The 25203-nt window shown below is 40.5% G+C and carries 24 protein-coding genes; 15 read left to right on the forward strand and 9 right to left on the reverse strand.

All coding sequences use genetic code 11. The annotated features are described in order from the left end of the window. The first annotated feature begins 53 nt into the window (after window positions 1-53). From U1E44_RS11375 to U1E44_RS11390, 4 genes are all read left to right on the forward strand, one after another. Entirely contained in the window at window positions 54-221 is a 168-nt protein-coding gene (locus U1E44_RS11375; RefSeq protein ID WP_322931212.1) for a DUF6747 family protein, read from the forward strand. Window positions 222-597: 376 nt separating this feature from the next. Next, window positions 598-2115, forward strand: a complete 1518-nt coding sequence (gpmI, locus tag U1E44_RS11380) for a 2,3-bisphosphoglycerate-independent phosphoglycerate mutase (protein WP_322931213.1) — start codon at window positions 598-600, stop codon at window positions 2113-2115. Window positions 2116-2183: 68 nt separating this feature from the next. Next, window positions 2184-3002, forward strand: a complete 819-nt coding sequence (gene map / locus U1E44_RS11385) for a type I methionyl aminopeptidase (protein WP_322931214.1) — start codon at window positions 2184-2186, stop codon at window positions 3000-3002. 46 nt (window positions 3003-3048) lie between these two features. Then, the gene (locus U1E44_RS11390; protein WP_322931215.1) at window positions 3049-3819 is read left to right on the forward strand and encodes a class I SAM-dependent methyltransferase; all 771 of its coding nucleotides are present in this window, start codon (window positions 3049-3051) and stop codon (window positions 3817-3819) included. A gap of 135 nt (window positions 3820-3954) precedes the next feature. On the opposite strand, the gene U1E44_RS11395 is transcribed toward U1E44_RS11390, so the two are convergent. The 8 genes from U1E44_RS11395 to U1E44_RS11430 all read right to left on the reverse strand — a co-directional run bounded on the left by U1E44_RS11395 (window position 3955) and on the right by U1E44_RS11430 (window position 11461). After that, window positions 3955-4986, reverse strand: coding sequence for an FAD:protein FMN transferase (locus U1E44_RS11395; RefSeq protein WP_322931216.1), 1032 nt, complete (start codon window positions 4984-4986; stop codon window positions 3955-3957). After that, the gene (locus U1E44_RS11400; RefSeq protein ID WP_322931217.1) at window positions 4964-5320 is read right to left on the reverse strand and encodes a hypothetical protein; all 357 of its coding nucleotides are present in this window, start codon (window positions 5318-5320) and stop codon (window positions 4964-4966) included. The genes U1E44_RS11395 and U1E44_RS11400 overlap by 23 nt, the downstream gene beginning before the upstream one ends. A 71-nt stretch (window positions 5321-5391) precedes the next feature. Then, the gene (nqrF, locus tag U1E44_RS11405) at window positions 5392-6699 is read right to left on the reverse strand and encodes an NADH:ubiquinone reductase (Na(+)-transporting) subunit F (protein WP_322931218.1); all 1308 of its coding nucleotides are present in this window, start codon (window positions 6697-6699) and stop codon (window positions 5392-5394) included. A gap of 2 nt (window positions 6700-6701) precedes the next feature. Beyond that, a complete protein-coding gene (nqrE, locus tag U1E44_RS11410; RefSeq protein ID WP_322931219.1) occupies window positions 6702-7436 on the reverse strand; it encodes an NADH:ubiquinone reductase (Na(+)-transporting) subunit E in 735 nt (244 codons plus the stop codon). Between the two features lie 4 nt (window positions 7437-7440). Further along, window positions 7441-8088 (reverse strand): NADH:ubiquinone reductase (Na(+)-transporting) subunit D, encoded by a 648-nt coding sequence (locus U1E44_RS11415; RefSeq protein WP_322931220.1) that lies wholly within the window; start codon window positions 8086-8088, stop codon window positions 7441-7443. Window positions 8089-8091: 3 nt separating this feature from the next. Beyond that, a complete protein-coding gene (locus tag U1E44_RS11420; protein WP_322931221.1) occupies window positions 8092-8844 on the reverse strand; it encodes a Na(+)-translocating NADH-quinone reductase subunit C in 753 nt (250 codons plus the stop codon). Between the two features lie 2 nt (window positions 8845-8846). Then, complete coding sequence (locus U1E44_RS11425; RefSeq protein ID WP_322931222.1) at window positions 8847-10106, reverse strand: NADH:ubiquinone reductase (Na(+)-transporting) subunit B; 1260 nt, start codon at window positions 10104-10106, stop codon at window positions 8847-8849. Window positions 10107-10108: 2 nt separating this feature from the next. Next, on the reverse strand, window positions 10109-11461 hold the full coding sequence (locus U1E44_RS11430; RefSeq protein WP_322931223.1) for a Na(+)-translocating NADH-quinone reductase subunit A: 1353 nt from the start codon (window positions 11459-11461) through the stop codon (window positions 10109-10111). Window positions 11462-11612: 151 nt separating this feature from the next. Between U1E44_RS11430 and U1E44_RS11435 the strand changes: the two genes are divergently transcribed. The 4 genes from U1E44_RS11435 (at window position 11613) to U1E44_RS11450 (ending at window position 15729) form a co-directional block, all read left to right on the forward strand. Beyond that, window positions 11613-12857, forward strand: a complete 1245-nt coding sequence (locus U1E44_RS11435) for a type IX secretion system plug protein (protein ID WP_322931224.1) — start codon at window positions 11613-11615, stop codon at window positions 12855-12857. Between the two features lie 183 nt (window positions 12858-13040). Next, window positions 13041-13427 (forward strand): Co2+/Mg2+ efflux protein ApaG, encoded by a 387-nt coding sequence (gene apaG, locus U1E44_RS11440; RefSeq protein WP_322931225.1) that lies wholly within the window; start codon window positions 13041-13043, stop codon window positions 13425-13427. A gap of 75 nt (window positions 13428-13502) precedes the next feature. Continuing rightward, entirely contained in the window at window positions 13503-15131 is a 1629-nt protein-coding gene (gene pruA, locus U1E44_RS11445) for an L-glutamate gamma-semialdehyde dehydrogenase (protein ID WP_322931226.1), read from the forward strand. A gap of 238 nt (window positions 15132-15369) precedes the next feature. Continuing rightward, window positions 15370-15729, forward strand: a complete 360-nt coding sequence (locus U1E44_RS11450; RefSeq protein WP_322931227.1) for a hypothetical protein — start codon at window positions 15370-15372, stop codon at window positions 15727-15729. A gap of 946 nt (window positions 15730-16675) precedes the next feature. Here U1E44_RS11450 and rsmG read toward each other — a convergent pair. Next, window positions 16676-17311 carry a 16S rRNA (guanine(527)-N(7))-methyltransferase RsmG gene (gene rsmG / locus U1E44_RS11455; protein ID WP_322931228.1) on the reverse strand — a complete coding sequence of 212 codons (636 nt, stop codon included), beginning with the start codon at window positions 17309-17311 and terminating at the stop codon, window positions 16676-16678. Window positions 17312-17413: 102 nt separating this feature from the next. Between rsmG and U1E44_RS11460 the strand changes: the two genes are divergently transcribed. The 7 genes from U1E44_RS11460 to U1E44_RS11490 all read left to right on the forward strand — a co-directional run bounded on the left by U1E44_RS11460 (window position 17414) and on the right by U1E44_RS11490 (window position 25201). After that, complete coding sequence (locus U1E44_RS11460; RefSeq protein WP_322931229.1) at window positions 17414-18517, forward strand: fatty acid desaturase family protein; 1104 nt, start codon at window positions 17414-17416, stop codon at window positions 18515-18517. Window positions 18518-18531: 14 nt separating this feature from the next. After that, on the forward strand, window positions 18532-19722 hold the full coding sequence (locus U1E44_RS11465; protein ID WP_322931230.1) for a pyridoxal phosphate-dependent aminotransferase: 1191 nt from the start codon (window positions 18532-18534) through the stop codon (window positions 19720-19722). A 287-nt stretch (window positions 19723-20009) separates the two neighbouring features. After that, complete coding sequence (locus tag U1E44_RS11470) at window positions 20010-20249, forward strand: VF530 family protein (RefSeq protein WP_322931231.1); 240 nt, start codon at window positions 20010-20012, stop codon at window positions 20247-20249. Between the two features lie 7 nt (window positions 20250-20256). Next, the gene (locus U1E44_RS11475) at window positions 20257-20718 is read left to right on the forward strand and encodes a tRNA (cytidine(34)-2'-O)-methyltransferase (RefSeq protein ID WP_322931232.1); all 462 of its coding nucleotides are present in this window, start codon (window positions 20257-20259) and stop codon (window positions 20716-20718) included. A 97-nt stretch (window positions 20719-20815) separates the two neighbouring features. Next, window positions 20816-23470: a c-type cytochrome gene (locus tag U1E44_RS11480; RefSeq protein WP_322931233.1), complete on the forward strand. Its 2655-nt coding sequence runs from the start codon at window positions 20816-20818 to the stop codon at window positions 23468-23470. 100 nt (window positions 23471-23570) lie between these two features. Beyond that, window positions 23571-24230, forward strand: coding sequence for a ribulose-phosphate 3-epimerase (gene rpe / locus U1E44_RS11485; protein ID WP_322931234.1), 660 nt, complete (start codon window positions 23571-23573; stop codon window positions 24228-24230). Next, on the forward strand, window positions 24230-25201 hold the full coding sequence (locus tag U1E44_RS11490; RefSeq protein ID WP_322931235.1) for a YpdA family putative bacillithiol disulfide reductase: 972 nt from the start codon (window positions 24230-24232) through the stop codon (window positions 25199-25201). Before rpe ends, U1E44_RS11490 begins: the two co-directional genes overlap by 1 nt. Window positions 25202-25203 lie beyond the last annotated feature (2 nt).

A 25203-nucleotide genomic window follows, 5' to 3' on the forward strand; every position in this document is an offset into this window, starting at 1 on the left:
CTACCAAAGTTTAACCCCTTATAGCTTTTAAATATGTATTTAAACAGAACTATATGGGCTCAATACTACACTTTAAAAATATTTACGCAGAGGCTTTTGATGATTGCAAGCCGCAGATCGTAGTGGTCTTTCTAAAAATTTATGCCGTATTTTGTGCGGTAATGCTTTTTATGGCGCTTTATGCCTTCTTATACCGGGCATTTACCGGGTTTAATTTCTAGACGATTTTAATCGTATTTTTTCGAAAACTACCAACTATACCACTTTTACTTTGAAAGCCATTGGTAATCCAGTGGCTTTTGTGTTGGTTTGGTAAAGATGAATTTAGACCACAATAGGATTAACTGTCAAAAGTCCCCTTTAGCAAATAGTATAGCCCATGGATAAAAGAACATCAATGGATACGACAAGTTTAGGAAGCATAGCGTCAAAATGATCCTTATTAATGGATAAATTCATTAAAATAGATGCATTTATGATCTTTAGCTCACGGTTTAAACCTTGTGCTTCTATTTTGTTCTCTAAAAAATAAGGTAAAGGATACAGCGATACTTGTATAATCGCATTATTTTTGCAGTAGATTATAAAACAACACCCATGAACAAAAAAGTGATCTTGATGATTTTAGACGGTTGGGGCAAATCCCCAGATCCTAAAGTCTCCGCAGTAGATAAGGCAAATACCCCTTTTATTGATTCCCTTTACCAAAACTACCCCAATGCCAATTTATTGACCGACGGGATGAACGTAGGATTGCCGGAAGGGCAAATGGGCAATAGTGAAGTTGGACACATGAATTTGGGTGCCGGGCGTATTGTGTATCAGGATTTGGCAAAAATAAATCTGGCAGTAAAAGAAAATACATTAAAAGACGAAAAAGTACTTAAAGCCTCCTTTTTGCATGCCAAAGAAAACCATAAGGCCGTTCATTTTTTGGGACTTTATAGCGACGGAGGGGTTCACAGCCATGTATCTCATTTAAAAGGCTTAGTGGAAGCTGCTGAGAATTACGAACTTGATCAGGTATTTATTCATGCCTTTACGGACGGTAGGGATGTAGATCCGAAAAGCGGCAAAGGCTTTTTGGAAGATTTAAATGCATTTTTGAAAACGAAAAAGGCCAAATTAGCCACCGTAATAGGTCGTTATTACGCCATGGATAGGGATAAACGATGGGAGCGCGTAAAGTTGGCCTATGATCTCTTAGTGCACAGTTTGGGAGAAAAAACCCAAAATGTAACCGATGCCATACAAAAAAACTACGATGAAGGTATCACCGACGAATTTATTAAACCCATCGTAGTTACAGATGCACAAGGTGTTCCTCTTGCACATATAAAGCCAGACGATGTGGTGATCTTTTTCAATTTCAGAACCGATCGTGGTCGAGAACTTACCCAAGTACTGCATCAAAAGGATTTCCATGAAGAAAACATGCATAAATTACCGCTCTATTATGTAACGCTTACCAATTATGACGATTCCTTTAAAGGGGTTCATGTCGTTTACGATAAGGATAACATAAGCGAAACCCTAGGCGAAGTATTGGCTCGCGCCGGAAAAAAACAAATTCGTATTGCAGAAACAGAAAAGTACCCGCACGTGACATTTTTCTTTAACGGAGGCAGGGAAATCCCTTTTGAGGGTGAGGAACGCATACTTTGTCCATCACCAAAGGTGGCTACCTATGATTTGAAACCAGAAATGAGTGCCTTTGAGATACGGGATGCTATTATACCCGAGCTTCGTAAAGGCGAGGTAGATTTTGTATGTCTCAATTTTGCCAATCCGGATATGGTAGGACATACCGGCGATATGAATGCCGCCATAAAAGCCTGCGAAACGGTAGATCGATGTGCTCAGGCTGTTATTACAGCAGCATTAGAAAATGGCTACACGACACTCGTTATCGCAGATCATGGAAATTGTGAAACAATGATAAACCCGGATGGTAGTCCTAATACGGCGCATACTACCAATCCCGTACCCTTAATTCTGGTAGATCCTGAATTAAAAGTCATAAAAGACGGTGTTTTGGGCGACATTGCACCTACCATCTTACATCTAATTGGGGTACCGCAACCGGAGGCCATGACCCGTAGTTCCTTGATTTAAAAGGATGTATTACTAATAGTTCTTAAAGGCTTTTTACCAATTTATAGGATTCTTGTACCTTTACCGCTATGATCGTTTTAAAAACACCTGAAGAAATAGAACTGATGCGCGAAAGTGCCTTGGTAGTTTCCAAAACATTGGGCATGTTGGCTGCCGAGATAAAGCCTGGCGTTAATGCGCTTTATCTAGATAAATTGGCCGAAGAATTTATACGGGAACAAAAGGCAGAACCCGGTTTTTTGGGTATGTATGGCTTTCCGAATACCTTAAATATGAGTCCGAACGCTCAGGTAGTACACGGCATACCCAATGCCGATCCGCTGCAAGAAGGCGATATTATTTCAGTAGATTGTGGGGCGTTAAAAAACGGCTATTACGGCGACCATGCCTATACCTTTGCAGTGGGCGAAGTTGCTCCGGAAACCCTAAAGCTCCTTCGGGTAACTAAAGAATCATTGTATGCGGGAATCCGTGAATTTCGCTATGGGAATAGGGTTGGCGATGTGGCTTATGCCATACAAAACCATTGTGAAAGTCATGGTTATGGTGTGGTTAGGGAATTGGTTGGACACGGATTGGGTAAAAAATTGCACGAAGGACCAGAAATGCCAAATTATGGGAAACGAGGTCGCGGAAAAAAATTTCAAGAGGGCATGGTTGTGGCTATAGAACCGATGATTAATATGGGTACACACCGGATTAAACAATTAAAAGACGGTTGGACCATTCTTACAGCCGATGGAAAGCCCAGCGCGCATTTTGAACACAACGTAGCCCTTGTAAACGGCAAACCGGAGCTGCTTTCCACTTTTCAATACATTTATGATGCCTTGGGCATACAAAGTACGGAAGAGGCCGAATTTCGCCAGAAAAAATTACAATTCTAATAGTAATTGTAACCCTCTAACCTACCCGTACAAAGGTGTTTTTAGAATGAAAAATCTGTTTCGCTACCTACTTAACCATATTCCCAGACCAATCTTAATATCGCTTAGTTATTTGGTTAGGCCCGTGTTAGCCCTTTGGTATAGCGGAACTGCATTTACAGACCCCATAGACGGCAAACAATTCCGGTCTTTTTTACCGTATGGGTACGAGCGTACGCGAGAAAACGTGCTATCTCCTTCCACATTATCATTGGAACGCCACCGCCTCTTGTGGCTCTATTTAAAAAACGAAACGAATTTTTTTACAGATGCGCTAAAGGTGTTGCATTTTGCACCTGAACAGGCTTTTTACCGTCGTTTTAGAAAATTGAAAAATCTGACGTATACCACCACAGATTTAAACTCGCCTTTGGCCGATGTAAAAGCGGATATATGTGATTTGCCCTTTCCCGATCACAGTTTTGATGTTATTCTGTGCAACCATGTCTTGGAGCATATTCCCGATGATAAAAAGGCCATGAAAGAGCTCTACCGTGTGCTGAAACCTAATGGATGGGGAATTTTTCAGGTGCCGCAAGAGTTAAATAGGGAAACTACTTTTGAAGACCATAGCATTACCGATAAAAAGGAACGCGCCCGGATTTTTGGGCAGTACGATCATGTACGTATTTATGGTCGCGATTATTTTGATACGCTGCGAAACGTAGGTTTTACAGTTACAGAGGTCGATTATACCGCTGCGCTCTCACCACAGCAATTAGAAACGTACCGCTTGGCCAAAGGTGAAATTATCCCTGTAGTAACTAAAAAAGCCTAGAAATCGAAACCTTTTTTTGCGTTAAGGATTGCAGTGAAAATCCTTTTTTTGGCGATTTCCAAAAAAAGATTGCAACGGAAAGCCTGACCCTCCGGGAAACGCCCAAAGAGAAGCGCTTCATTTTACTTAGTGCATCTACGGCAGCATCCGCTTTTTGAAGCCATCGCTTATAAATTCCTGTTCTTCCCCATGCTGATCTATGTAAATGATATACACTTCTAATGCAGTTTGCGCTGCGACCAATTTAAGGCTATCGTCTAAATTCATAGCCATAAATGCCGTGGCGTAGGCGTCTGCCAGTGCGCAATTATCGGCGATCACTGTGACGCTTACTACATTAGAATTTTTGGTGAATCCGGTGATGGGATCTACCGTATGCACATATTTTATGCCCGTTATGGGGTCTATTCTAAATTTTCTGTAATTTCCTGAGGTGGCCAAGGCCGCATTTTTTAGTGCAACGATATGTTTTAGAGAACCACTTCCTTCATCCTTCGGATTTTCTATACCTACTGTCCACGCTTTTTGAGATTGTTTGTTCTCTCCCTTGGCTCGTATTTCGCCACCAACTTCTATCAAATAATCTGAAATGTTGTTTTGATCTAACAACAAGCCCAGCTGATCTACGGTGTATCCTTGGGCAATGGCATTAAAATCGAGTTGCATTTGGGGATGTTCTTTTTTGATCTTATTTTTTTGGGTAATCCCTATTTTATCCAAGCCTACAAAGGACAAAAGGCTATCTACTTTGCTAGAATCCATTTGCACCTCCTTTCCGGGACCAAAACCCCAAGCATTCACCAAGGTGCCTACGGTAGGATCAAAATACCCGTTGGTGGCTTTATGCACCTCTTTGGACAACTCCAAAACCTCTCTAAACATATGATCCACCACCACAGTAGTATCTCCGGTATTGATTTTACTGATATCGGAATCGGGCCTGTAGGTAGACATGGACTTATCTACGGCCTGAAAAACCTGATTTATTTCTTCTTGCAACTCCAGTTCTGTTGCGGCAAAAAAAGTGATGTGAAAGGTAGTGCCTTGTGCCGCTCCTGTGTAGAAATTTTTGACAGGTTTGTGCAATGTGCCGGTGCACGAAACCATAAGTGCACCAACCACAAAAAAGGCATACAACCAGACGCTATACTTGGATAAGTCCATCATAATCTACAATATAGGGTTCATTTAAATACACCGGCAAATCTTGATTGGCCGCATTGGATAGGCCCACGCCCGCATAATAGGTACGACCATGCTGTGCCTTAGCATGTTTTTTAATTTTATTCAAAAGCAGATGATCCCATTCTCTAGGATTGTTGGGATGGATTACCGGCCGAACCACTATAAAATGCAACTGCTTGTCTTTGAGACACACAAATTGTGGATTTTTATGCAAGGCGCTATTGACCCCCATGAATTCATAGCCCTCTGCCTCCAGCATTCTGCCAACGATATTCATAGCCAAATTATGAAGTTCTTGTAGTGTTAATGCCCTCAATGAATATGTATTATAAAAAAACCGATATTGCGATATCGGTTTTTACTTCTTTTTGAATTAATTATGCGTTTCTATCCGCCAAAATCATCAAAACGGATATGTTCATCGGGAATACCGTAATCCTCACCCATCTTCTGTACCGCTTTGTTCATTAACGGAGGACCACAGAAATAAAGTTCAATATCTTCGGGGGTTTCGTGTTTACTAAGATAATGATCTATAACACAGTTGTGAATAAACCCTACAAACCCATCACCCGGAGCATCCAAACTTTCCTTTACTTTCCAATTATCTTCGGGTAAAGGCTCTGAAAGTGCTAAATAAAATTTAAAGTTTGGAAATTCGTTTTCCAGTTTTCTAAAATGATCCAAATAGAATAATTCGCGCTTAGAACGCCCTCCGTACCAATAGGTTACCTTTCGATTGGTTTTTAATGTTTTGAAGAGATGGTACAAATGAGACCGCATAGGTGCCATACCGGCACCGCCACCCACGTAAAGCATCTCCGAATCGGATTCGTTGATGAAAAATTCGCCATAAGGCCCCGAAATGGTTACCGGATCTCCTTTTTTCAAAGAAAAGATATAGGAAGAAGCGACGCCCGGATTTACATCCATCCAACCATTTTTTGCCCTGTCCCACGGGGGTGTGGCAATACGCACGTTCAACATTATTTCGCGCCCTTCTGCCGGATACGATGCCATGGAATAGGCTCTTTCCACGGTTTCCGGATTCTTCATTACCAAGGGCCACAGGTTAAACTTATCCCATTCTGCCTGAAACTTATCGGGTGCTTCATGTTCTTCCGGGTGTGCTGTAATATCGATATCCGCATATTTTATTTCGCAGGCAGGTATTTCAATTTGGATATAGCCACCGGCTTTATAGCCCATATCTTCCGGAATTTCTACGACAAACTCCTTTATAAAAGAAGCCACGTTATAATTACGAACTACCGTTCCCTGCCATTTTTTTATGCCAAAAACAGCCTCTGGAATGGTAATTTCCATATCTTGTTTCACCTTTACCTGACAGGCCAAACGGGCACCTTCATTTAATTCGCGCTTTGAAAAATGCGGGGTTTCCGTAGGCAAAGCTTCACCTCCACCGGAAATTACATGGCATTCGCATTGAATACACGTTCCGCCACCTCCACAAGCGGAGGGTAAAAATACTTTTTGATTACCTAAAGTGGACAATAAGGAATTTCCGGAGGAAACCACTAATTTTTTTTCACCATTAATGGTAATGGTAACAGGTCCCGAAGGGGATAACTTTTCCTTAGTAAATAGCAATAATGCCACTAACAACAGTAATAGTGCCATAAAGGCTACTACGGTAATCAAAATTGTTCCAACAGTACTGGTAGCTAAAATCATGTTTACTCTTTTTGGGCATTGGTATATGAAACGGAAACCTCCTCAATTTCGGTTTCTACTTTCTTTTCTTCCTCTTTAATTACCGTGTTAACCGGTTCTTTGGGTGCTGCATCATCGCCACCGGTTAGCATGCCGCCAAAACTCATAAAACCTATAGCCATAAGTCCGGTGATGATAAAGGTAATTCCCAAACCTCTTAATGGTGGAGGTACATTAGAATACCGTATTTTTTCTCGAATGGCAGCGATAGCCAAAATAGCCAAAAACCAACCTATTCCGGATGAAAATCCGTAGTTAAATGCCAATCCCAAAGTCTGAATGTCTCTAGATTGCATAAACAAAGAACCTCCTAAAATAGCACAGTTTACTGCTATTAATGGGAGAAAGATACCTAATGAATTGTACAGTGCAGGTGAAAATTTTTCTACTACAATTTCTACCAACTGAACCATGGTGGCAATTGTAGCTATAAACAAAATGAACGACAAGAAACTGAGATTATAGTCCGCATATTCTGGACCCAACCAAGAAAGGGCACCGTCTCGAAGCAAATATTGGTCTAACAGCCAATTTAGAGGTACTGTTACGGCCAATACAAAAATAACCGCGGCTCCCAATCCTACCGCAGTTGTCACTTTTTTAGAAACTGCAAGATAGGAGCACATTCCGAGGAATGTAGCAAATACCATATTATCTATAAATATGGACTTAAAAAATAATTCTATATGCTCTAACATACTTCTAGTTTTCTTCGATTAATGCCTTGTTTTTGGAACGCTGCACCCAAATGATGAGTCCAACCACAATAAGTGCCATGGGCGATAGTAACATAAAACCATTGTTTTCATAGCCTATGGCGTACAATCCTGTTTTAGCAATTGGATCTCCCAACACTTTAATACCTAGGAGTGTTCCGGAACCTAATAGTTCTCTAAAAAACCCTACAATAACTAAAATTAACCCATAGCCCGCGGCATTACCAATACCGTCTAAAAAGGATTGCCATGGTTTATTTCCCAGAGCAAAAGCCTCAAAACGACCCATGATAATACAGTTGGTAATAATAAGACCAACAAAAACAGAAAGGGTCTTGCTTAACTCATAGGCAAACGCCTTAAGAACCTGATCTACGATAATCACCAAAGCGGCCACCACTACTAATTGTACGATGATCCTAATTTTAGAGGGAATTACGTTTCTTAAAAGAGAAATAACAACGTTCCCTACGCCCAGTACAAATACCACTGAAATGGCCATTACAATAGAGGCCTTTAACTCGGCTGTTATTGCCAATGCAGAACAAATACCTAACACTTGAATCGTTATCGGATTATTATCCGCTAAGGGGTCTAGCAATAATCCTTTGTCTTTTTTTGTTAATAGTGCCATGTGTTACTTTTTTATTCTAATATTTTCTAAATAATCCTTGTAGAGGTTGAGGCTCTGCTTTATCATCGCAGTTACGCCATCACCTGTAATGGTAGCACCCGCCAAGGCATCGACCGCATTATCTTCTTTATCCTGATTTAAGGGATCATTATTCCCTTTCGCCACTTTAATTCCGGCATATTCCGAACCATCCAAAATGGATTCTCCTAAAAAATCATCCATAAAATAGCGTTGTTTTATATTGGCTCCCAATCCGGGTGTTTCCCCTTTATGATCAAAATAAACCCCTTGAACGACTAAATTTTCATCTAACGAAACGAAACCCCAGATGGCATCCCAAAGGCCTTTGCCCAGCATGGGAATGATATAGTATTTTTTACCTTCTTTCTCTCCTATAAAGAGTGGAAGTTTCCGAACATTTCCTTTTTTCGCAGCGGTTTCTTGTTGTTTTAAATCGATTAGATACGCTTCATCGTCTTTGATGATTTCGTCTCCTTGAATCACCAACTGTTCTGTAATGTATTTAGAAAATTCATCGGCTACTCTGTCGGTAGGCACAAAATTGACACTGCCTTCTCCCTCATTCTCGTTAACCCCCATTGCATATAAAATGTTCTGCTGCTTTTCTAGCTTCTCATTTTGTTTTATTCTTGGACTTAGGGAAGATGCTAAAAATGCCAAAACAGAACCTACAATTACCACCATAATACCGGCAAAAATTACCGTGTATCCATTTTTCTCTGTATCTACTGCCATAATTAAACGGTTTCTACTTTTAATTTTTCTTCTTTACCGAGGCCGTCCTTAGGAAGGATAGTTGCGCTTTTAAGTCGCTTAAGACGTCTATTTACATTGCCTCTAATTACATAATGATCTATGGTAGGTGCAAATACATTCATGAGCAAAATGGCCAGAAAAACACCTTCGGGATAGGCCGGATTAAATACCCGGATCATTACCGAGATAAACCCTATTAAGAATCCGTAAATCCATTTTCCTTTATTGGTCTGCGAACCGGTAACAGGATCGGTAGCCATAAAAACAATCCCGAATGCCAAACCACCTACAATAAGATGTTTCCAAAAGGTGAACTCCATGAGACCATAGAACTTACTGGTATTGGTAATCCATCCTGCGTCTACGACTCCGTTAAAAATTAATCCCATAAGTAAGGAACCCAATACGGCACTAAGCATAATGCGCCAACTTGCGATTTTGCTAAAAATCAGAAACAAGCCACCTAAAAGAATGAGAAAGGCTGAGGTTTCTCCTACGGATCCGGGAATAAAACCAAAAAACATATCCGAAAGCGAATAGGGAAATTCGTTACCGTTGCCCTGTGCTAAATAGCCTAAAATTGTTTCACCGGAAATGGCATCGGCAGTACCAGCTCTTTCGACGGCTCCGTGAACCCAAACCTTATCACCACTCATCCAAGTAGGATAGGCAAAAAACAAAAAGGCTCGTATGGTCAAGGCCGGATTAAGGATATTCATTCCGGTGCCCCCAAAAACTTCCTTGCCTATTACCACGCCGAAAGCCACGGCGACCGCCAACATCCACAAGGGCGTATCTACCGGTATAATTAACGGAACCAACATCCCCGTTACCAAATACCCTTCTTCTACTTCATGTCCTTTGATTACGGCAAACAAAAACTCTATCGCAAGACCTACTCCGTAGGATACCACCACTAAGGGCAAAACCGTTATTGCACCAATCCAAAAGTTATCGAAGGTTAAAAAATGTTCCCAAACCGAGAAATTTGATGGAAAACCATTAATAGCCGCATAGTGCTGATATCCTGCATTGAAAATACCAAAAAGCAGTACCGGAACCAAGGCGAGAATTACAGTATTCATGGTACGCTTTAAATCATCGGCACCACGAATGTGCGCACCCGAATGTGTGGTTTCGTTAGGCGCATATAAAAAGGTATGAAGGGCATTAAACGCCGGAGCCATTTTTTTACCCTTGAATTTCTCCTTGGTTTCGTGTAATTTTCTTTTTAAGCTCATTTTTATCCTATTTCTTTCTGTAACAAATCCAATCCTTCCCTTATGATCTGCTGATGGGGTTGTTTGGACACACAAACAAACTCTGTAAGTGCAAAATCTTCGGGTGCTACCTCGTACAAGCCCAATTGTTCCATTTCATCCAAATCTTTCACCATACACGCTTTTAGGAGCTGCAAGGGATAGATGTCCATTGGGAATACTTCCTCGTACAGTCCGGTAACCACAAAGGCGCGGTGCTCGCCATTAGTATTGGTATCTAAATTGTATTTCTTCTTGGGCTGCAACCATGAGAAAGTGAGTGCTCTAGTAGTCGATATTTTATTAAATACCGGTTTATTCCAACCAAAAAACTCGTAATCATCTCCTTCCGGTATAGCACTTACGGTGTTGTTATAATACCCCAAATACCCATCTTGACTGGTTTTGAGCCCTGTAAGTACATCCCCATTAATCACTCTGAATTTTTCTTCATTTACGCCACTGGCATACAAAAACGTGGCGATTTCGGTTCCTATTTTTGTTTTGTAATAGTGTGGTTTTTTTACTACTGAACCTACCAAGGCAATGGTGCGTTCTGCATTGAATTTTCCGGTCAACAATAATTCACCAATGATAATTAAATCTTGCGGGGTTACCGTCCAAACTACTTCTCCCTTATTAATAGGGTCAATTTTGTTGATTTGCGTCCCCACCAAGCCTGCTGGATGTGGGCCAGATACTTTATGAAGGACGATATCTTTCAACTTAGCTAATGGTGAATTACCGGAATCACCAACAGAAACATGTACTTTACCAGTTGTTAATTTAGAGAGTGCTGTAACTGCCGCTTGCAATTCCACTTCCCGACCTTGTAAGATATAATTAAAATCGGCTGCCAAAGGAGCTGTAGCATAACCCGAAATAAAAATCGACTTAGGTGTGCGGTCTGCATCTGCAATAACATCATATGGACGTTGCTTTACAAAAGGCCAACAACCCGATTTTAAAAGATACGCCTTGATCTCTGACGCGGATGATTTTTCAATATTTAAGATAGGGTGCGAAACATATTCTTGGGTCTTATCTGCAAGAATTTTCAATTGTTCTATTTTTCTTCTGGCACCTCTTTGCACTTCCACCAATTCGCCACTCACAGGAGAGACAAACAACACATCTTCCCTATCTTTATGGTAAAAAAGCGGTTCACCGGCTTTAATTTCGGCACCTTGCTTCACTATCATTTTTGGGGAAATACCATGAAAATCTGAAAGATTTATGGCATAAACATTACTTAATACGGCTTTGGAGGTAGTTTCTTCTGCTGCTCCAACAAGATTAATGTTCAAGCCTTTTTTAATCCGAATGTCTTTAGACATATTATTGTAGACCTTAGGTTAACAAAATTTGAGCAAAAATAGTACTTAAAAGAAAGTTTTCATAATAAAAGATCATAAATTTAGCGTTTGCATTCGGGTGTATTTAGCACCTTTTCTTTTTGTTTATCTTTATCCCTTAATTTTATTTTAAATGCCCATTTCTTTTAAACATTTTATTTTCCTTTTTGTAATGCCTTCGCTATTTGCACAGGTACAAGAGGAGGTTAACGAACCTCCTTACATAAAATCGATAGTCTTCCGTGGAGGTACTGAAGATCAATTTCCCATTGTACAATTAGGAGAAACCATCACCTTAGAATTTGATGATCTCACCGCAAGCGAACAGGATTATTATTACAAAATAAAACATTGCGATTACGATTGGACTCCATCTTCCCTATTAAAGTCGCAATTTCTCGATGGGGTAGACAACCAGCGCATCATAGATTACATCAATAGTTACAACACCCTGCAACCTTTTAGCAATTATAGATTAACCATCCCCAATGATCAAGTGCGCCTGAAGGTTAGCGGCAATCATATATTAGAGATTTACAATGCGTACGATGAACTTATATTCTCGCGCCGGTTTGTTGTCTATAACGATTTTGTAAAAGTGGGCGGTGTGGTACGACGATCCCGGGATTTTGAGTTTATTAACGATAAGCAAGTAGTTCATTTTACTATAAATCCAAACAGTTTTCCCTTGATAAACCCCAAAACCGAGGTAAAAGTAAGCCTATTGCAAAATTATTTTTGGCCAACGGCTATTCACGATATTGCACCCCAATTTACCATAGGCAATGAACTGGTATACCGCTATGATCGCGAAACCAGTTTTTTTGGAGGGAACGAATTTTTGTATTTCGATACCAAGGATCTGCGTGGACCAAGTTCGGTGATTGGCCGTATTGAACTTACCGACATTTACAATCAATTTCTGTTCACTGATAGGTACAGGTACGACCGGCCCTATACCTATTATCCGGATATCAATGGTGATTTTGTCATTAGAACCCTGCAAGGAGTAGACAATGTGCGTGAAGCCGAATACACCAGAGTACATTTTAGTCTTCCGTACACCCCAGAATTAGGGCTGAATGAAGTGTATGTATTTGGAAAATTTAACAATTACACCCTCGATGAAACCAACAAAATGCGGTTTAATGAAAAAACCGGTAACATGGAAGTTGCCCTTACCCTAAAGCAAGGCTTCTACAATTACAAATATGTGGTAAAAGAAGACGATGGCACTATTGATTTAAACACGGTTGGCGGCAATTTTCATTTTACAGAAAACAATTACTTAATCCTGGTTTATTTTAGAAAATTTGGTGATATTTACGACAGTATTATTGGGGTGGGTTCTGCAAATTCCAGAACCATAAGCAACTAAAAGCAATACACCATAGCATGCTTTAGGTACCATTTCCTAAGCACGTACATCCGACGAAAAGGTAGTTATAGCGAAAAATGAAAGTCGCAGTACAAATTACCGGATAGTTTCATTATCTTGCCTCACGTTTTCAAAATTCTATATCTTTAGAGGCTTTTCTAATTTTAAATTTACGATTGTGCTATGACAACGCAAGTCACCAAGGGCATCAAGGTTTCCGTACTTACAAGTTTTGAGGGCACATTTTTCAAAAACTATAAGATGCATTTCGCCTTTGGCTATACTATTACCATAGAAAACCAAAGTAAAAATCCGGTGCAACTTACCTCTCGCCATTGGAAGATATACGATGCACTTAATGATTTAGAATTGCTGGACGGTGACGGCGTTATAGGAAAAAAGCCTGTTATACGCCCCGGCGAATCGCATACCTATAGTTCCGGTTGTCTTTTAGCTTCACCTTTAGGCACCATGAAAGGACATTATAATATGGTAAATTTAACGTCTACCGAAAAATTTAGAGCCGTTGTGCCCGCCTTTCATTTTAGTGCTCCTATTGTACTGAATTAACCCCTTTTTCGACCCATTTTTTTTTAAACCCTATTGCTTTTAGTACCTTTGAAGGAACTCTAAATATAGTTTATCATGGGAAAAGGTTTTTTCGAAGTTCCTGAAGCAATCAACGAACCAATTAAAAATTATGCGCCGGGCTCACCTGAAAGAAAGGCCGTGCTTGAGGCATATAAAAAATATTATGCCGAAACAGTAGATGTGCCACTTTATATTGGTTCCGAAGAAGTACGTACCGGAACTACGAAGACCATTTCGCCTCCTCATGACCACCAACATAGTTTGGGTACATATCACTTAGCAGATAAAGTACACGTTAGCCAGGCCATAGCCAACAGCCTTGGTGCTAGAAAAGCCTGGGCCGCCATGGCTTGGGAACAAAGGGCTGCCATTTTTTTAAAGGCTGCTGCACTGATTGCCGGACCGTACCGGGCAAAAATAAATGCAGCGACCATGTTAGCCCAATCCAAAACCATTCACCAAGCGGAAATTGATGCGGCTTGCGAATTGATAGATTTTCTTCGCTTTAATGTCACTTTTATGGCACAGATTTACGGTGAACAACCCGAATCTGCCGAGGGTATTTGGAATCGTGTAGAATACCGACCCCTTGAAGGTTTTGTTTATGCCATTACGCCCTTTAATTTTACGGCGATTGCCGGAAATTTACCTGCCAGTGCAGCCATGATGGGAAATGTAGTGGTGTGGAAACCCAGCGACAGTCAAATATTTTCCGCTAAAGTGATTGTCGATGTATTTAAGGAAGCCGGTCTTCCGGATGGCGTAATCAATGTCGTTTACGGTGATCCTGTAATGATTTCGGATATCATACTAGACAGTCCCGATTTCTCCGGTTTGCATTTTACGGGCTCTACTCATGTATTTAAAACACTATGGAAGCAAATAGGCCAAAATATAAACCGCTATAAGACCTATCCCCGCATAGTGGGAGAAACCGGCGGAAAGGATTTTATCGTAGCCCACCCCACAGCAAACAGTAAACAGGTGGCAACAGCCATCGTTAGGGGTGCCTTCGAATTTCAAGGACAAAAATGCAGCGCAGCTTCCAGAGTTTACCTTCCTAAATCTTTGGCACAACCTATTCTTAATTTTGTGAAGACCGATCTGGCTTCGTTCAACAAGCCGGGATCGCCCGAAGATATGCGCAACTTCATCACAGCGGTGATCCATGAGGCCACGTTTGATAAATTGACCGCCTATATCGATCAGGCGAAAAACGATGCTGATGCAGAAATTATTGCCGGTGGTACTTATGACAAATCGACAGGATATTTCATTGAACCCACGGTAATCCTAACCACAAATCCGAAATACACCACCATGGTAACCGAATTGTTTGGTCCCGTGGTTACCGTTTACGTGTACGAAGATGTACAATGGGCCGAAACCTTACAATTAATAGACGAAACGTCGGAGTATGCTCTTACGGGTGCAGTACTGTCTCAAGATCGGTATGCGATTGAAGAAGCCACCAAGGCACTTCAGAATTGCGCCGGCAACTTTTATATCAACGACAAGCCTACGGGTGCCGTGGTTGGACAGCAACCCTTTGGTGGTGCTCGGGCATCGGGCACCAACGACAAGGCAGGTTCTATGCAAAATTTGTTGCGATGGGTTTCGCCTCGGCTAATCAAAGAAACTTTTGTTACCCCAGAGGATTATCGATATCCGTTTTTGGGGTAATTAAGCGTTGTAAACAAAATATAGAAGACCAAAAAAGGCAATAATTTTGGGTGGTACTTTTAGTTTGGGCAAGTTAGACCATTACAAGCAATACCATTAAAATCTTGTCAGGGAACCCATATTTAAAGAAATTATTCCATAGAACGATTCATTACTAACCGGTTGTTCAACATTTAAAATGATCCGAATCAAGAATGTAAATATCGAACTGAATGACTTGAGTATAAATCTGAATTCAATGTCGGAAAATCTCAAAAATGACTTTGAGCGGTATAAAGCTAAAAAGAGGAAAAAGCGGAATTTAGATTTTAGTGAAACCGAATGGGAATATTTGATTCAAGCTGGCGGAATTCTATGGATTTTATTTGACAATTATTTCGGACAGTTGGACAAAAAACTTCAGAACATAATTGGCGACTGGAAAAGTGAAAATAAAGCATCTTACAATCCGAGTTGGGCAAAAGGGAAAACATTTGAGAATGTTTGCAAAAAATGGATTGACAATTTTGACTGGATTCTGAAATCAAACGGAACGACAAACTCTTACGCAATCGGAATGAAAACACTTGCGGATTATATAAATAAAATAAAAACGTAGCACCACAATGTGTAACGGAGATTACGGTGGAATTCCTAATCGGAATTCACGCCAATTTTCGACCTTTCCACACAGCGGAAAGCTTAGTTTGTAATTGCCCGAAGTTGTGCTTATACGAGCGGTTATTAATTTTAATTTTTTAGTACTTATTTGATACTAAAATCTTCATTAATTGCCTCGGTCCTGAAGGAAGTAATGAAGGTTTCTTCGATTTACCCTTTAAGTCAGAGCAAAAATTGAAGGAATTAAGTCAAAATAAACAAAGGGAATTACATATTTATAGATGATTTACACCACGGGCTATATATAAATTACAAGGTACCTAAATCGTTTTAACGATGTAATAATTAGCCGTTATTCGGAGTTCAACGATGTTTATGCGCACTTAGAAATGGTCTATTCCAACGTTTTTATTACCCTAATCTTCTTACCCTAATAAAAGGATAAACGTGTAGCGAGAATGGATTATTGAGTCCAAAATAGTTGTTTTTTATCCCTATTTCCATACCATCATTAAACTTAGTTTAAACATTTATTGCCTTACGGATGGGGGTAATTATAAACTTTTCATCTACCATATAGCCAAAGCGCCGTAAAAGCGAACGAAATCGAAGCAAGCTGACGAGCCCATTAAATGAAAAACGGTAAGCAAAATCCGTGGCATGGGGCGAAGCGTTCGTATTATACCTGCCACAAAAAAAAAGGAGATTAATTGACCCTCAAACGCAATTTTAATGTAAAGTTTACGTTAATTAATTGTAAAATAACCGTAAATTATTTTACCTTTAGCATCAATTTAAAATTAAGGAGAAGATGATGAGCGAACGCACCAGCAAAAATCAGGGAGAAAAAAATATATTTTCAATTTTCACCAAGGTAGCCAATTTTGTAAAAAATTACGCCAAAAGGTGTAGAGAATCATACTACTCCATGTTAAGTCTGTAGGTTACCCTCTATACTTTAGGGGCAGATAGACTACTTTTTTAGTTTCAAAAAATTCCTCTTCAAAAAAATCAGAAAGATTATAAATCTGAACCGTTTTATATTCTTTGAGTTCTTCTTCCAAATCGCCTCCCTTAAGGTAAAAAATACCATTTCGCTGTTCGTGCATAGATTTCTTTTTTATGCGATCTTTCACCCAATGCACAAAAGTAGGCATGGCAGCCACTGCCCTACTCACCACAAAATCGTATTGCGTGGTCATGGTTTCTACCCTCACATTGTGGCATTCCACATTGGTAAGTCCTAGACCGGACACCACCTCCTGAACTACTTTTATTTTTTTTCCAACCGCATCAATTAGCGTAAACGATACGTCGGGAAATAGAATGGCCAAAGGAATACCGGGAAATCCACCACCGGTACCCACATCGAGTACCGAAGAACCTGCTTCAAATTGAATCACTTTTGCAATACCCAGAGAATGCAGCACATGCCGCAAATAGAGTTCATCAATATCCTTCCTAGAGACTACATTAATCTTTAGATTCCAATCTTGATATACGTATTTTAATTGATCAAATTGTTGTTTTTGAAGATCTGTTAGATGTGGAAAATACTTAAAAATAATTTGGCTATCCATATAAAAAAGGATTAAAACGAGAACACAAATATCCTGTTTTATGAAGATATTATACCTAAAACTTTAAAAAATCCGTTATCTTTACGTAAAGATTTAGTTATTATGAACAAAATGTTAATTCGATTTTCCAGAAAAGATTCCGGAGAATTCTTCAAAACTCTTAACAATAGAGTAAATGACTATTTTAAAGAGAATAATTTAAAAAAAACAGGCAACTGGCGCTTGCATTTAAAAACCATTGTCATGTTTGCGCTTTTTTTAACGCCCTACTTTTTAATTCTTACACTAAACCTTCCCAATTGGGCTAATTTGTTATTGACCATTATTATGGGTGTGGGTATGGCCGGTGTAGGGATGAATGTAATGCACGATGGCAATCACGGTTCGTATTCCAACAAAAAATGGTTGAACAAAATTATGGGTGGAAGCATCTATATTTTGGCGGGAAACGTGTACAACTGGCAAGTGCAACACAATGTACTGCACCATACTTACACCAATATACACGATCATGACGAGGATATGGAAGCAGGTAGAATACTACGTTTTTCAAAGCATGCCGAGTGGAAAAAATACCATAAGTTTCAACATTTTTATTCTGTATTTCTATATGGGCTTTTAACATTCAATTGGGCTATTACAACGGATTTTCAGCAGATGTATCGCTACATGAAACGTAAGCTGAGCTACGGAAAATTGCCCAGCCCGGCAATAAATTGGAGTACGCTGGTCATCACCAAATTACTCTACATCACCATTTGGATTGTGCTTCCGCTGCTTCTTGTAGAAATTGCTTGGTGGAAAGTACTCCTTGGCTTTTTTATTATGCACTATGTAGCAGGCGTTATTTTAAGCGTTGTTTTTCAATTGGCGCATATTGTTGATGCAGCCGAAACGCCTCTCCCTGATCAACATGGTTCCATGAAAAATACCTGGGCCATTCACCAATTGTTTACTACGGTTAACTTTGGAACTAAAAACCGCATTGTTAATTGGTTTACTGGAGGATTAAACCATCAGGTAGAGCATCATATCTTTCCCAACATAAGCCATATACATTACACAAAAATTTCCAAAATTGTGAAAGAGACGGCAAAAGAATTTAATTTGCCCTACAATGAATATAAAACTACAAGAAAAGCTATAATTTCGCACTTTAAACATTTAAAAGCATTGGGACAAAAGCCCAATCTCCAGTTACAGTAAATTATACGCAACTCATGAAGGAATATTTATCCGATAGAATTAACACCATGTCTACATCGGCCACCTTAGCTATGGCCGCAAAAACAAGAGAATTAAAAAGTCAAGGAAAAGATATCATTGGGCTAAGCTTAGGCGAGCCCGATTTTAACATTCCCGAATTCATTAAAACCGCCGCAAAGCAAGCTATAGACGACAACTACAGCAGCTACTCACCCGTAGATGGCTATGGCGATTTAAAACAAGCGATAGCCCATAAATTTAAGAGAGATAATAACCTTACCTATGCCTTAAATCAGATTGTGGTTTCTACGGGAGCCAAACAATCACTGGCCAATGTAGCTATGGTGATGCTAAACCATGGCGATGAAGTAATTTTACCTGCACCTTACTGGGTAAGCTACAGCGATATTGTAAAACTGGCCGATGGCGTGCCCGTAGAGGTACCGACAAGCATTGAGGCCGATTTTAAAATGACCCCGGAACAACTGGAGCAAGCAATTACCCCAAAAACCAAAATGATTTGGTTTAGTTCCCCCTGCAACCCTACGGGATCGGTCTACAGTCGAACAGAATTAGAAGCCTTGGCCGCTGTTCTAAAAAAACATCCGCAGATTTTTGTCGTTTCCGACGAAATATACGAGCATATTAATTTTGTAGGTGGGCATGTAAGCATTGCAGAAATTGATGGTATGTACGATAGGACAATTACCGTAAATGGGGTATCTAAAGCCTTTGCCATGACCGGTTGGCGTATTGGGTATATAGGAGCGCCCAAATGGATTGCAGACGCCTGTACTAAATTTCAGGGACAAATAACGAGTGGAGCCAATGCCATTGCGCAAAGAGCCACTATTACCGCCTTAGAAGCACCTGTTTCTTCCATAAAATTTATGATTGATGAATTTCATAAAAGACGGGATATTGTATTACAATTATTGGGAGAAATTGATGGGTTTAAACTCAATGTTCCGGAAGGCGCTTTTTACGTGTTTCCGGATATTTCCAGTTTCTTTGGAAAGATGATAAATGGCGTTCGTATAAACAATGCATCCGATTTCTCTATTTATTTACTGGAACACGCCAACGTAGCCACAGTAACAGGAGAGGCCTTTGGAAGCGATAATTGTATCCGTATTTCGTATGCTGCCTCTGAGAAAGAACTAAGGGAAGCTATGGCCAGAATAAAAGCAGCGGTGCAGGGTTAAAACTATTGCCACTATTGGTGAATGTATGTCCATTTTCTAGGAACGTTTTTTCTGTTAGATTTGTAATATGCTGGCCAAAACTTAAAAATCAGTTTGGGATGGATGTGATAACAGCCGTACATGGACAACAGAAACTGGAAGTACTAAAAAATTTTGTGAAAGCTTAAATTACCGAATAAACTCCGACTCATCGTCGGAGTATTATTTTTTTATGGCGATACAAAAACTACTTCAAAAAAAATGATTGCTACCTTGTTTTATAATTAATTTGTATCTTCCGAAATAGTATGACTACTGCACCTAAGCCTCAGGATGAACAAGCCAACAACCCTTTACATGGCGTTACCCTTTTACATATTTTAGAGCATTTAGTAGCATTATATACATGGGAGGAACTTGCCCAAAAGATCAATATCAATTGTTTTAAAACAAATCCTTCTATAAAATCCAGTCTCACATTCTTGCGAAAAAATGAATGGGCTAGAGAAAAAGTGACACAATTGTACCTTCTTTCATTTAAAAAATAACCGTAATATGGCTTTTAATATTGTGCTCGTAGAACCTGAAATACCAATGAATACGGGAAATATTGGAAGATTGAGTTTGGCATCGGGCTCCCATTTGCATTTGGTAAAACCCTTCGGTTTTGAATTGGATGATAGGCGACTTAAAAGAGCAGGTTTAGATTATTGGCCACACCTAAGCCTCTTTATTTATGAGAATTTGGACGAGTTTCTTAGCACCCATCAAGATAAAGAAATGATCTACTTTTCCAGTCGCGCCGAAAAAACACATTGGTCTATCGATTTTAAAGATGAACAGTTTTTCGTATTCGGAAAAGAATCGATAGGGCTAACACCCAAAATCACAACGCAAAACAAGGAGAATTTGTATAAAATACCCTTGTACAGCCCACATATTCGGAGTTTAAATTTAGCAAATGCCGTGGCTATTGTGGTGTATGAAGGGCTTCGTTATGTACAAAGGAATCCTTAATCGGCTCCCTAGGTAAAAGATACAACAATATCTCTGTTACCGTGTGCGTATGCAATAGTCTATTTTAGTATCTTTAGGCGTAATCCAAAACGCAATAATGAATACGATCAAAATTATCCCTTTCGCATTAGTACTCGGTCTACTCGTTAGTTCCTGTAATAACAACCCTAAGATGGCACTTGCAGAGCCACCAACCGATGTGGCATTCCAAATTCCTGAAAACTTTATTTTGGAAGATTTGTACCATCCCAGTGCACATGAGCAAGGTTCCTGGGTAGCATTGGCTGAAGGACCTGACAACACCATTTTTGCCTGCGATCAGCGTGGAAAAATTTATCACATAAAAATACAGGAAATAGGAGCTTTGCTTACCCAAAAAGAGGTAAAACCCTTAGCGTTAGAAATCGGTGAAGCCCATGGATTGCTATGGGCGTTTAACAGTTTATACGTCGCCGTAAACAAACGTTGGGATACAGAAGAACCTCTGGAGAACCAAAATGGCAGTGGCATTTACAGGCTAACAGACACTACTAAAGATGGGGAGTTAGATAAGGTTGAACGGCTTCTGAAACTGGAAGGCGATGGCGAACACGGCCCTCATAGTTTTGTACTTAGTCCGGACGGGACGGAAATTTATTTTATTGCCGGCAACCATACCTTGATTCCTGATGAGGTAAAAAACAACAGCAGATTACCCAAAAACTGGGGCGAAGACAATTTATTTACGCCTTATTTGGATGCTAGAGGGCATGCCAATGATATTAAAGCACCGGGAGGTTGGATTAGCAAATTTAGTCCAGACGGTTCTAAGTGGGAGTTAATCGCTGCCGGGTTTAGAAATCCTTTTGATTTGGCTTTTAATCAAGACGGAGAATTGTTTACCTACGATTCGGATATGGAATGGGATATTGGGATGCCATGGTACCGCCCTACTCGTATTTGCCACGTGAGCAGTGGTGGTGAGTTTGGCTGGCGCACGGGATCGGGGAAATGGCCAGATTACTATCCGGATAATCTTCCGGCGGTACAGAATATGGCGCAAGGATCGCCCACTGCCGTCTTGTCGGGTGCTCGGCTCAATTTTCCAAGTTCGTATAAAAACGGCCTTTTTGTAATGGATTGGAGTTTTGGAACCGTGTATTATATTCACTTAAAACCTTCCGGAAGTAGCTATACAGGAAAGAAAGAAGAATTTTTATCTGGCGTGCCACTACCCCTAACCGATATGATTGCCGGTACAGATGGTCATTTGTATTTTGCCACCGGTGGGCGCGGACTAGACTCGCATCTTTATCGCCTTCGTTATATTGGGGATCCGGCAACTGCCACCGAAACGCCATCTGACCCAGAAGCCGAAAATTTGCGAGCCCTACGGAAATCTATTGAGCAATATCACAGTAGGGTTTCTCCCGAGGGCGTAACACTCGCTTTTAAGCATTTGGATCATGAAGATCGACATATTCAGTATGCCTCCCGCGTGGCCTTAGAGCATCAACCGGTGGCCGAATGGCTTCCGCTTTTTTTGAAGGAAACCAAGTCCGAAAAGATCATACAGGCCGCCATTGGCCTTGCCCACCAAGGGGATAAAGCACTTCAATCAACCATCATAAAAAAACTTAATGCCCTCGATTGGAAATCGCTTTCGTCATCGCAACAAATCGGGTTAACAAGAGCGTATCAACTGCTCTTTATACGAATGGGTGCACCCCAAAATGCCGAGCGCATTGCTATTATTCAAAAACTAAAACCGCATTTTCCGAGCGACCAGCTTCCATTAACCAGAGAACTGGCGCAGCTCATGCAATTTCTTAAAGCCGAAGGTACTACTGAAATTTTGGTGGGCTTATTGGACGCCCACACCAAAGCCAATACCGCTAACAAAGACCAGTATTTATCGGAAGAAGTTACGTTGAGAAGCGAACAATACGGCCAAACCATACGCGATGTATTAGACAAAATGCCACCCAGTGAGGCTATTTTTTATGGGGTTTTATTGAGTCACGCCGACAAAGGTTGGACCCAATCCTTACGAGAAACTTACTTTAGTTGGTTTTTTGATGTGCTTGGTGCCAAAGGCGGTCGAAGCTTTAAACCTTTTATGGAAAATGTGAGGCAGCAGTCCATAGCGTATGTGCCGGAAAAAGAAAGAGCCTATTTTGAGGAACTGTCCGGAGTATATGCGCCAAACACCTCATTGACCGATTTGCCGCAACCCATAGGGCCAGGTAAAAACTACAGTGGTGAAGATATGGGTAAACTACTTTGGGGTGGCCAACTTAACACCTATAAAGGTACTGTGGCAGATGGAGAAAGGGCTTATCAAGCCGCATTATGTGTGGTATGCCATAGAATACGTGGCGAAGGAGGTGCCACGGGACCGGATCTAACCCAAGCCCATACCAAGTTTGGAAGTTATGATTTGTTGTTTGCAATTTATAGCCCCAATGATGAAATTTCGGATCAATATGCATTTACCCTATTCCATCAAAAAGACGGCACTAAAATAGCGGGTCGAATTTTATCTGAGGTGGGCGACTCTATCACCTTGCTGCCCAATCCATTTAACGAAAGTTATGCCGTAAAACTAGCGAAAAATGCCATAGAGAAACGCGAACTTTCTCCGGTATCCCCTATGCCTCCCGGATTGCTGAATCGACTCAATGAACAAGAAATTATCGATCTTTTTGCGTATTTGCAATCGGGTGGCGATGGTAGCCATGAGATTTACACCAAGGAAAAAAGCGCCAATTAACGAAGTTAACCCATATTGCGACAGGTATTAATCCGCTTTTGACCCTTTTATCCCATGACAATTTGCTATTTTTGCAAGCAATGAACCGTGGCAGAAAATCATGAACAAAGTTAAAATAGCACCCTCGCTTTTAGCAGCCGATTTTGGCAACTTGCAGCGCGATGTCGAAATGGTGAACCAAAGCGCGGCCCATTGGCATCACATTGATATCATGGATGGGGTTTTTGTGCCTAATATATCCTATGGGATGCCGGTGGTAAAAGCTATAAACTCCTATGCCACCAAACCGTTGGATGTACATTTGATGATTGTAGATCCCGATAGATATATTGCCACTTTTGCGGCTCTCGGAGCGGCCATTTTAACGGTGCACTACGAAGCCTGTACCCATCTGCACCGCAGTATCCAAGCCATAAAAGCCGCCGGTATGAAAGCGGGCGTGGCACTAAATCCACATACGCCTGTTACACTGCTTCAAGACACGCTAAAAGATATCGATTTGGTGCTCATTATGAGTGTTAATCCGGGATTTGGCGGACAAACGTTTATCGAAAACACCTATCGCAAAATTGAGCGTTTAAAAAGTATGATCTTGCAACAAAAAACGACAACCTTAATAGAAGTAGATGGCGGGGTTACCCAGACCAATGCCAAAGCTTTGGTTGATGCCGGAGCGGACGTATTGGTGGCCGGAAGTTTTATTTTTAACAGTGTAGACCCCATACAAACGATTGCTTCTTTAACAGAAATTACTTCCTAATGCAGTTATTTGATATAATTATTGTGGGCGGAGGTCCCATAGGCATTGCTTGTGGACTAGAAGCTAAAAAGAAAGGGTTAAGCTATCTGATTATTGAAAAAGGCCCCATTGTTAATTCTTTGTTCCATTATCCGGCGAATATGCAGTTTTTTTCTTCGTCGGAACGACTAGAAATAGATGAGATCCCCTTTATAAGCAAAGAAGCGAAACCAAAACGAGATGAGGCTTTGGAGTACTATAGGCGTATTGTTACCGGCAACAAACTCCAAATAAACTTATTTGAAACGGTAACTTCCATATACAAGTCTCAGGACCATTTTGAAGTCGTTACAGATAAACAAAACTATAAGGCTTTTCATATCATTATTGCGACAGGATTTTATGATATCCCTAATCTATTGAACGTGCCCGGTGAAGACCTTCCCAAAGTATCGCACTATTATGACAACCCTCATTTTTACGCCAATCAAAAAGTAGCTGTTGTTGGTGCCAGCAATTCTGCCATAGATGCAGCCTTGGAATGTTGGCGAAAAGGCGCCGAAGTAACCCTAGTAATTCGTGGGAATGAAGTAGGGCAACGGGTAAAATATTGGGTTCGCCCGGATATTGTAAATAGAATTGAGGAAGGCAGTATAAAAGCCTATTATAACGCTACAGTGAAAGAAATACATCCACAGACGCTAAAACTAAATACGCCCGAGGGTATCGTGGTTATACAAAATGATTTTGTTTTGGCATTAACAGGTTATAAACCCAATTTCGAATTTTTACAGCATTTAGGAATTGCCTTATCTGAGGATGAAAAACGACTTCCACAGTACAACCCAGATACTATGGAGACAAATATTCCGGGCATTTACCTGGCCGGGGTCATTTGTGGGGGTATGGAAACGCATAAATGGTTCATAGAAAATTCTCGAATTCATGCGCCTACGATAATAAATTCCATATTAGCCAAAAGCAAGGTCTAAAA

The sequence above is a fragment of the Aurantibrevibacter litoralis genome, assembly GCF_034651555.1.
Taxonomy (GTDB): domain Bacteria; phylum Bacteroidota; class Bacteroidia; order Flavobacteriales; family Flavobacteriaceae; genus Aurantibrevibacter; species Aurantibrevibacter litoralis.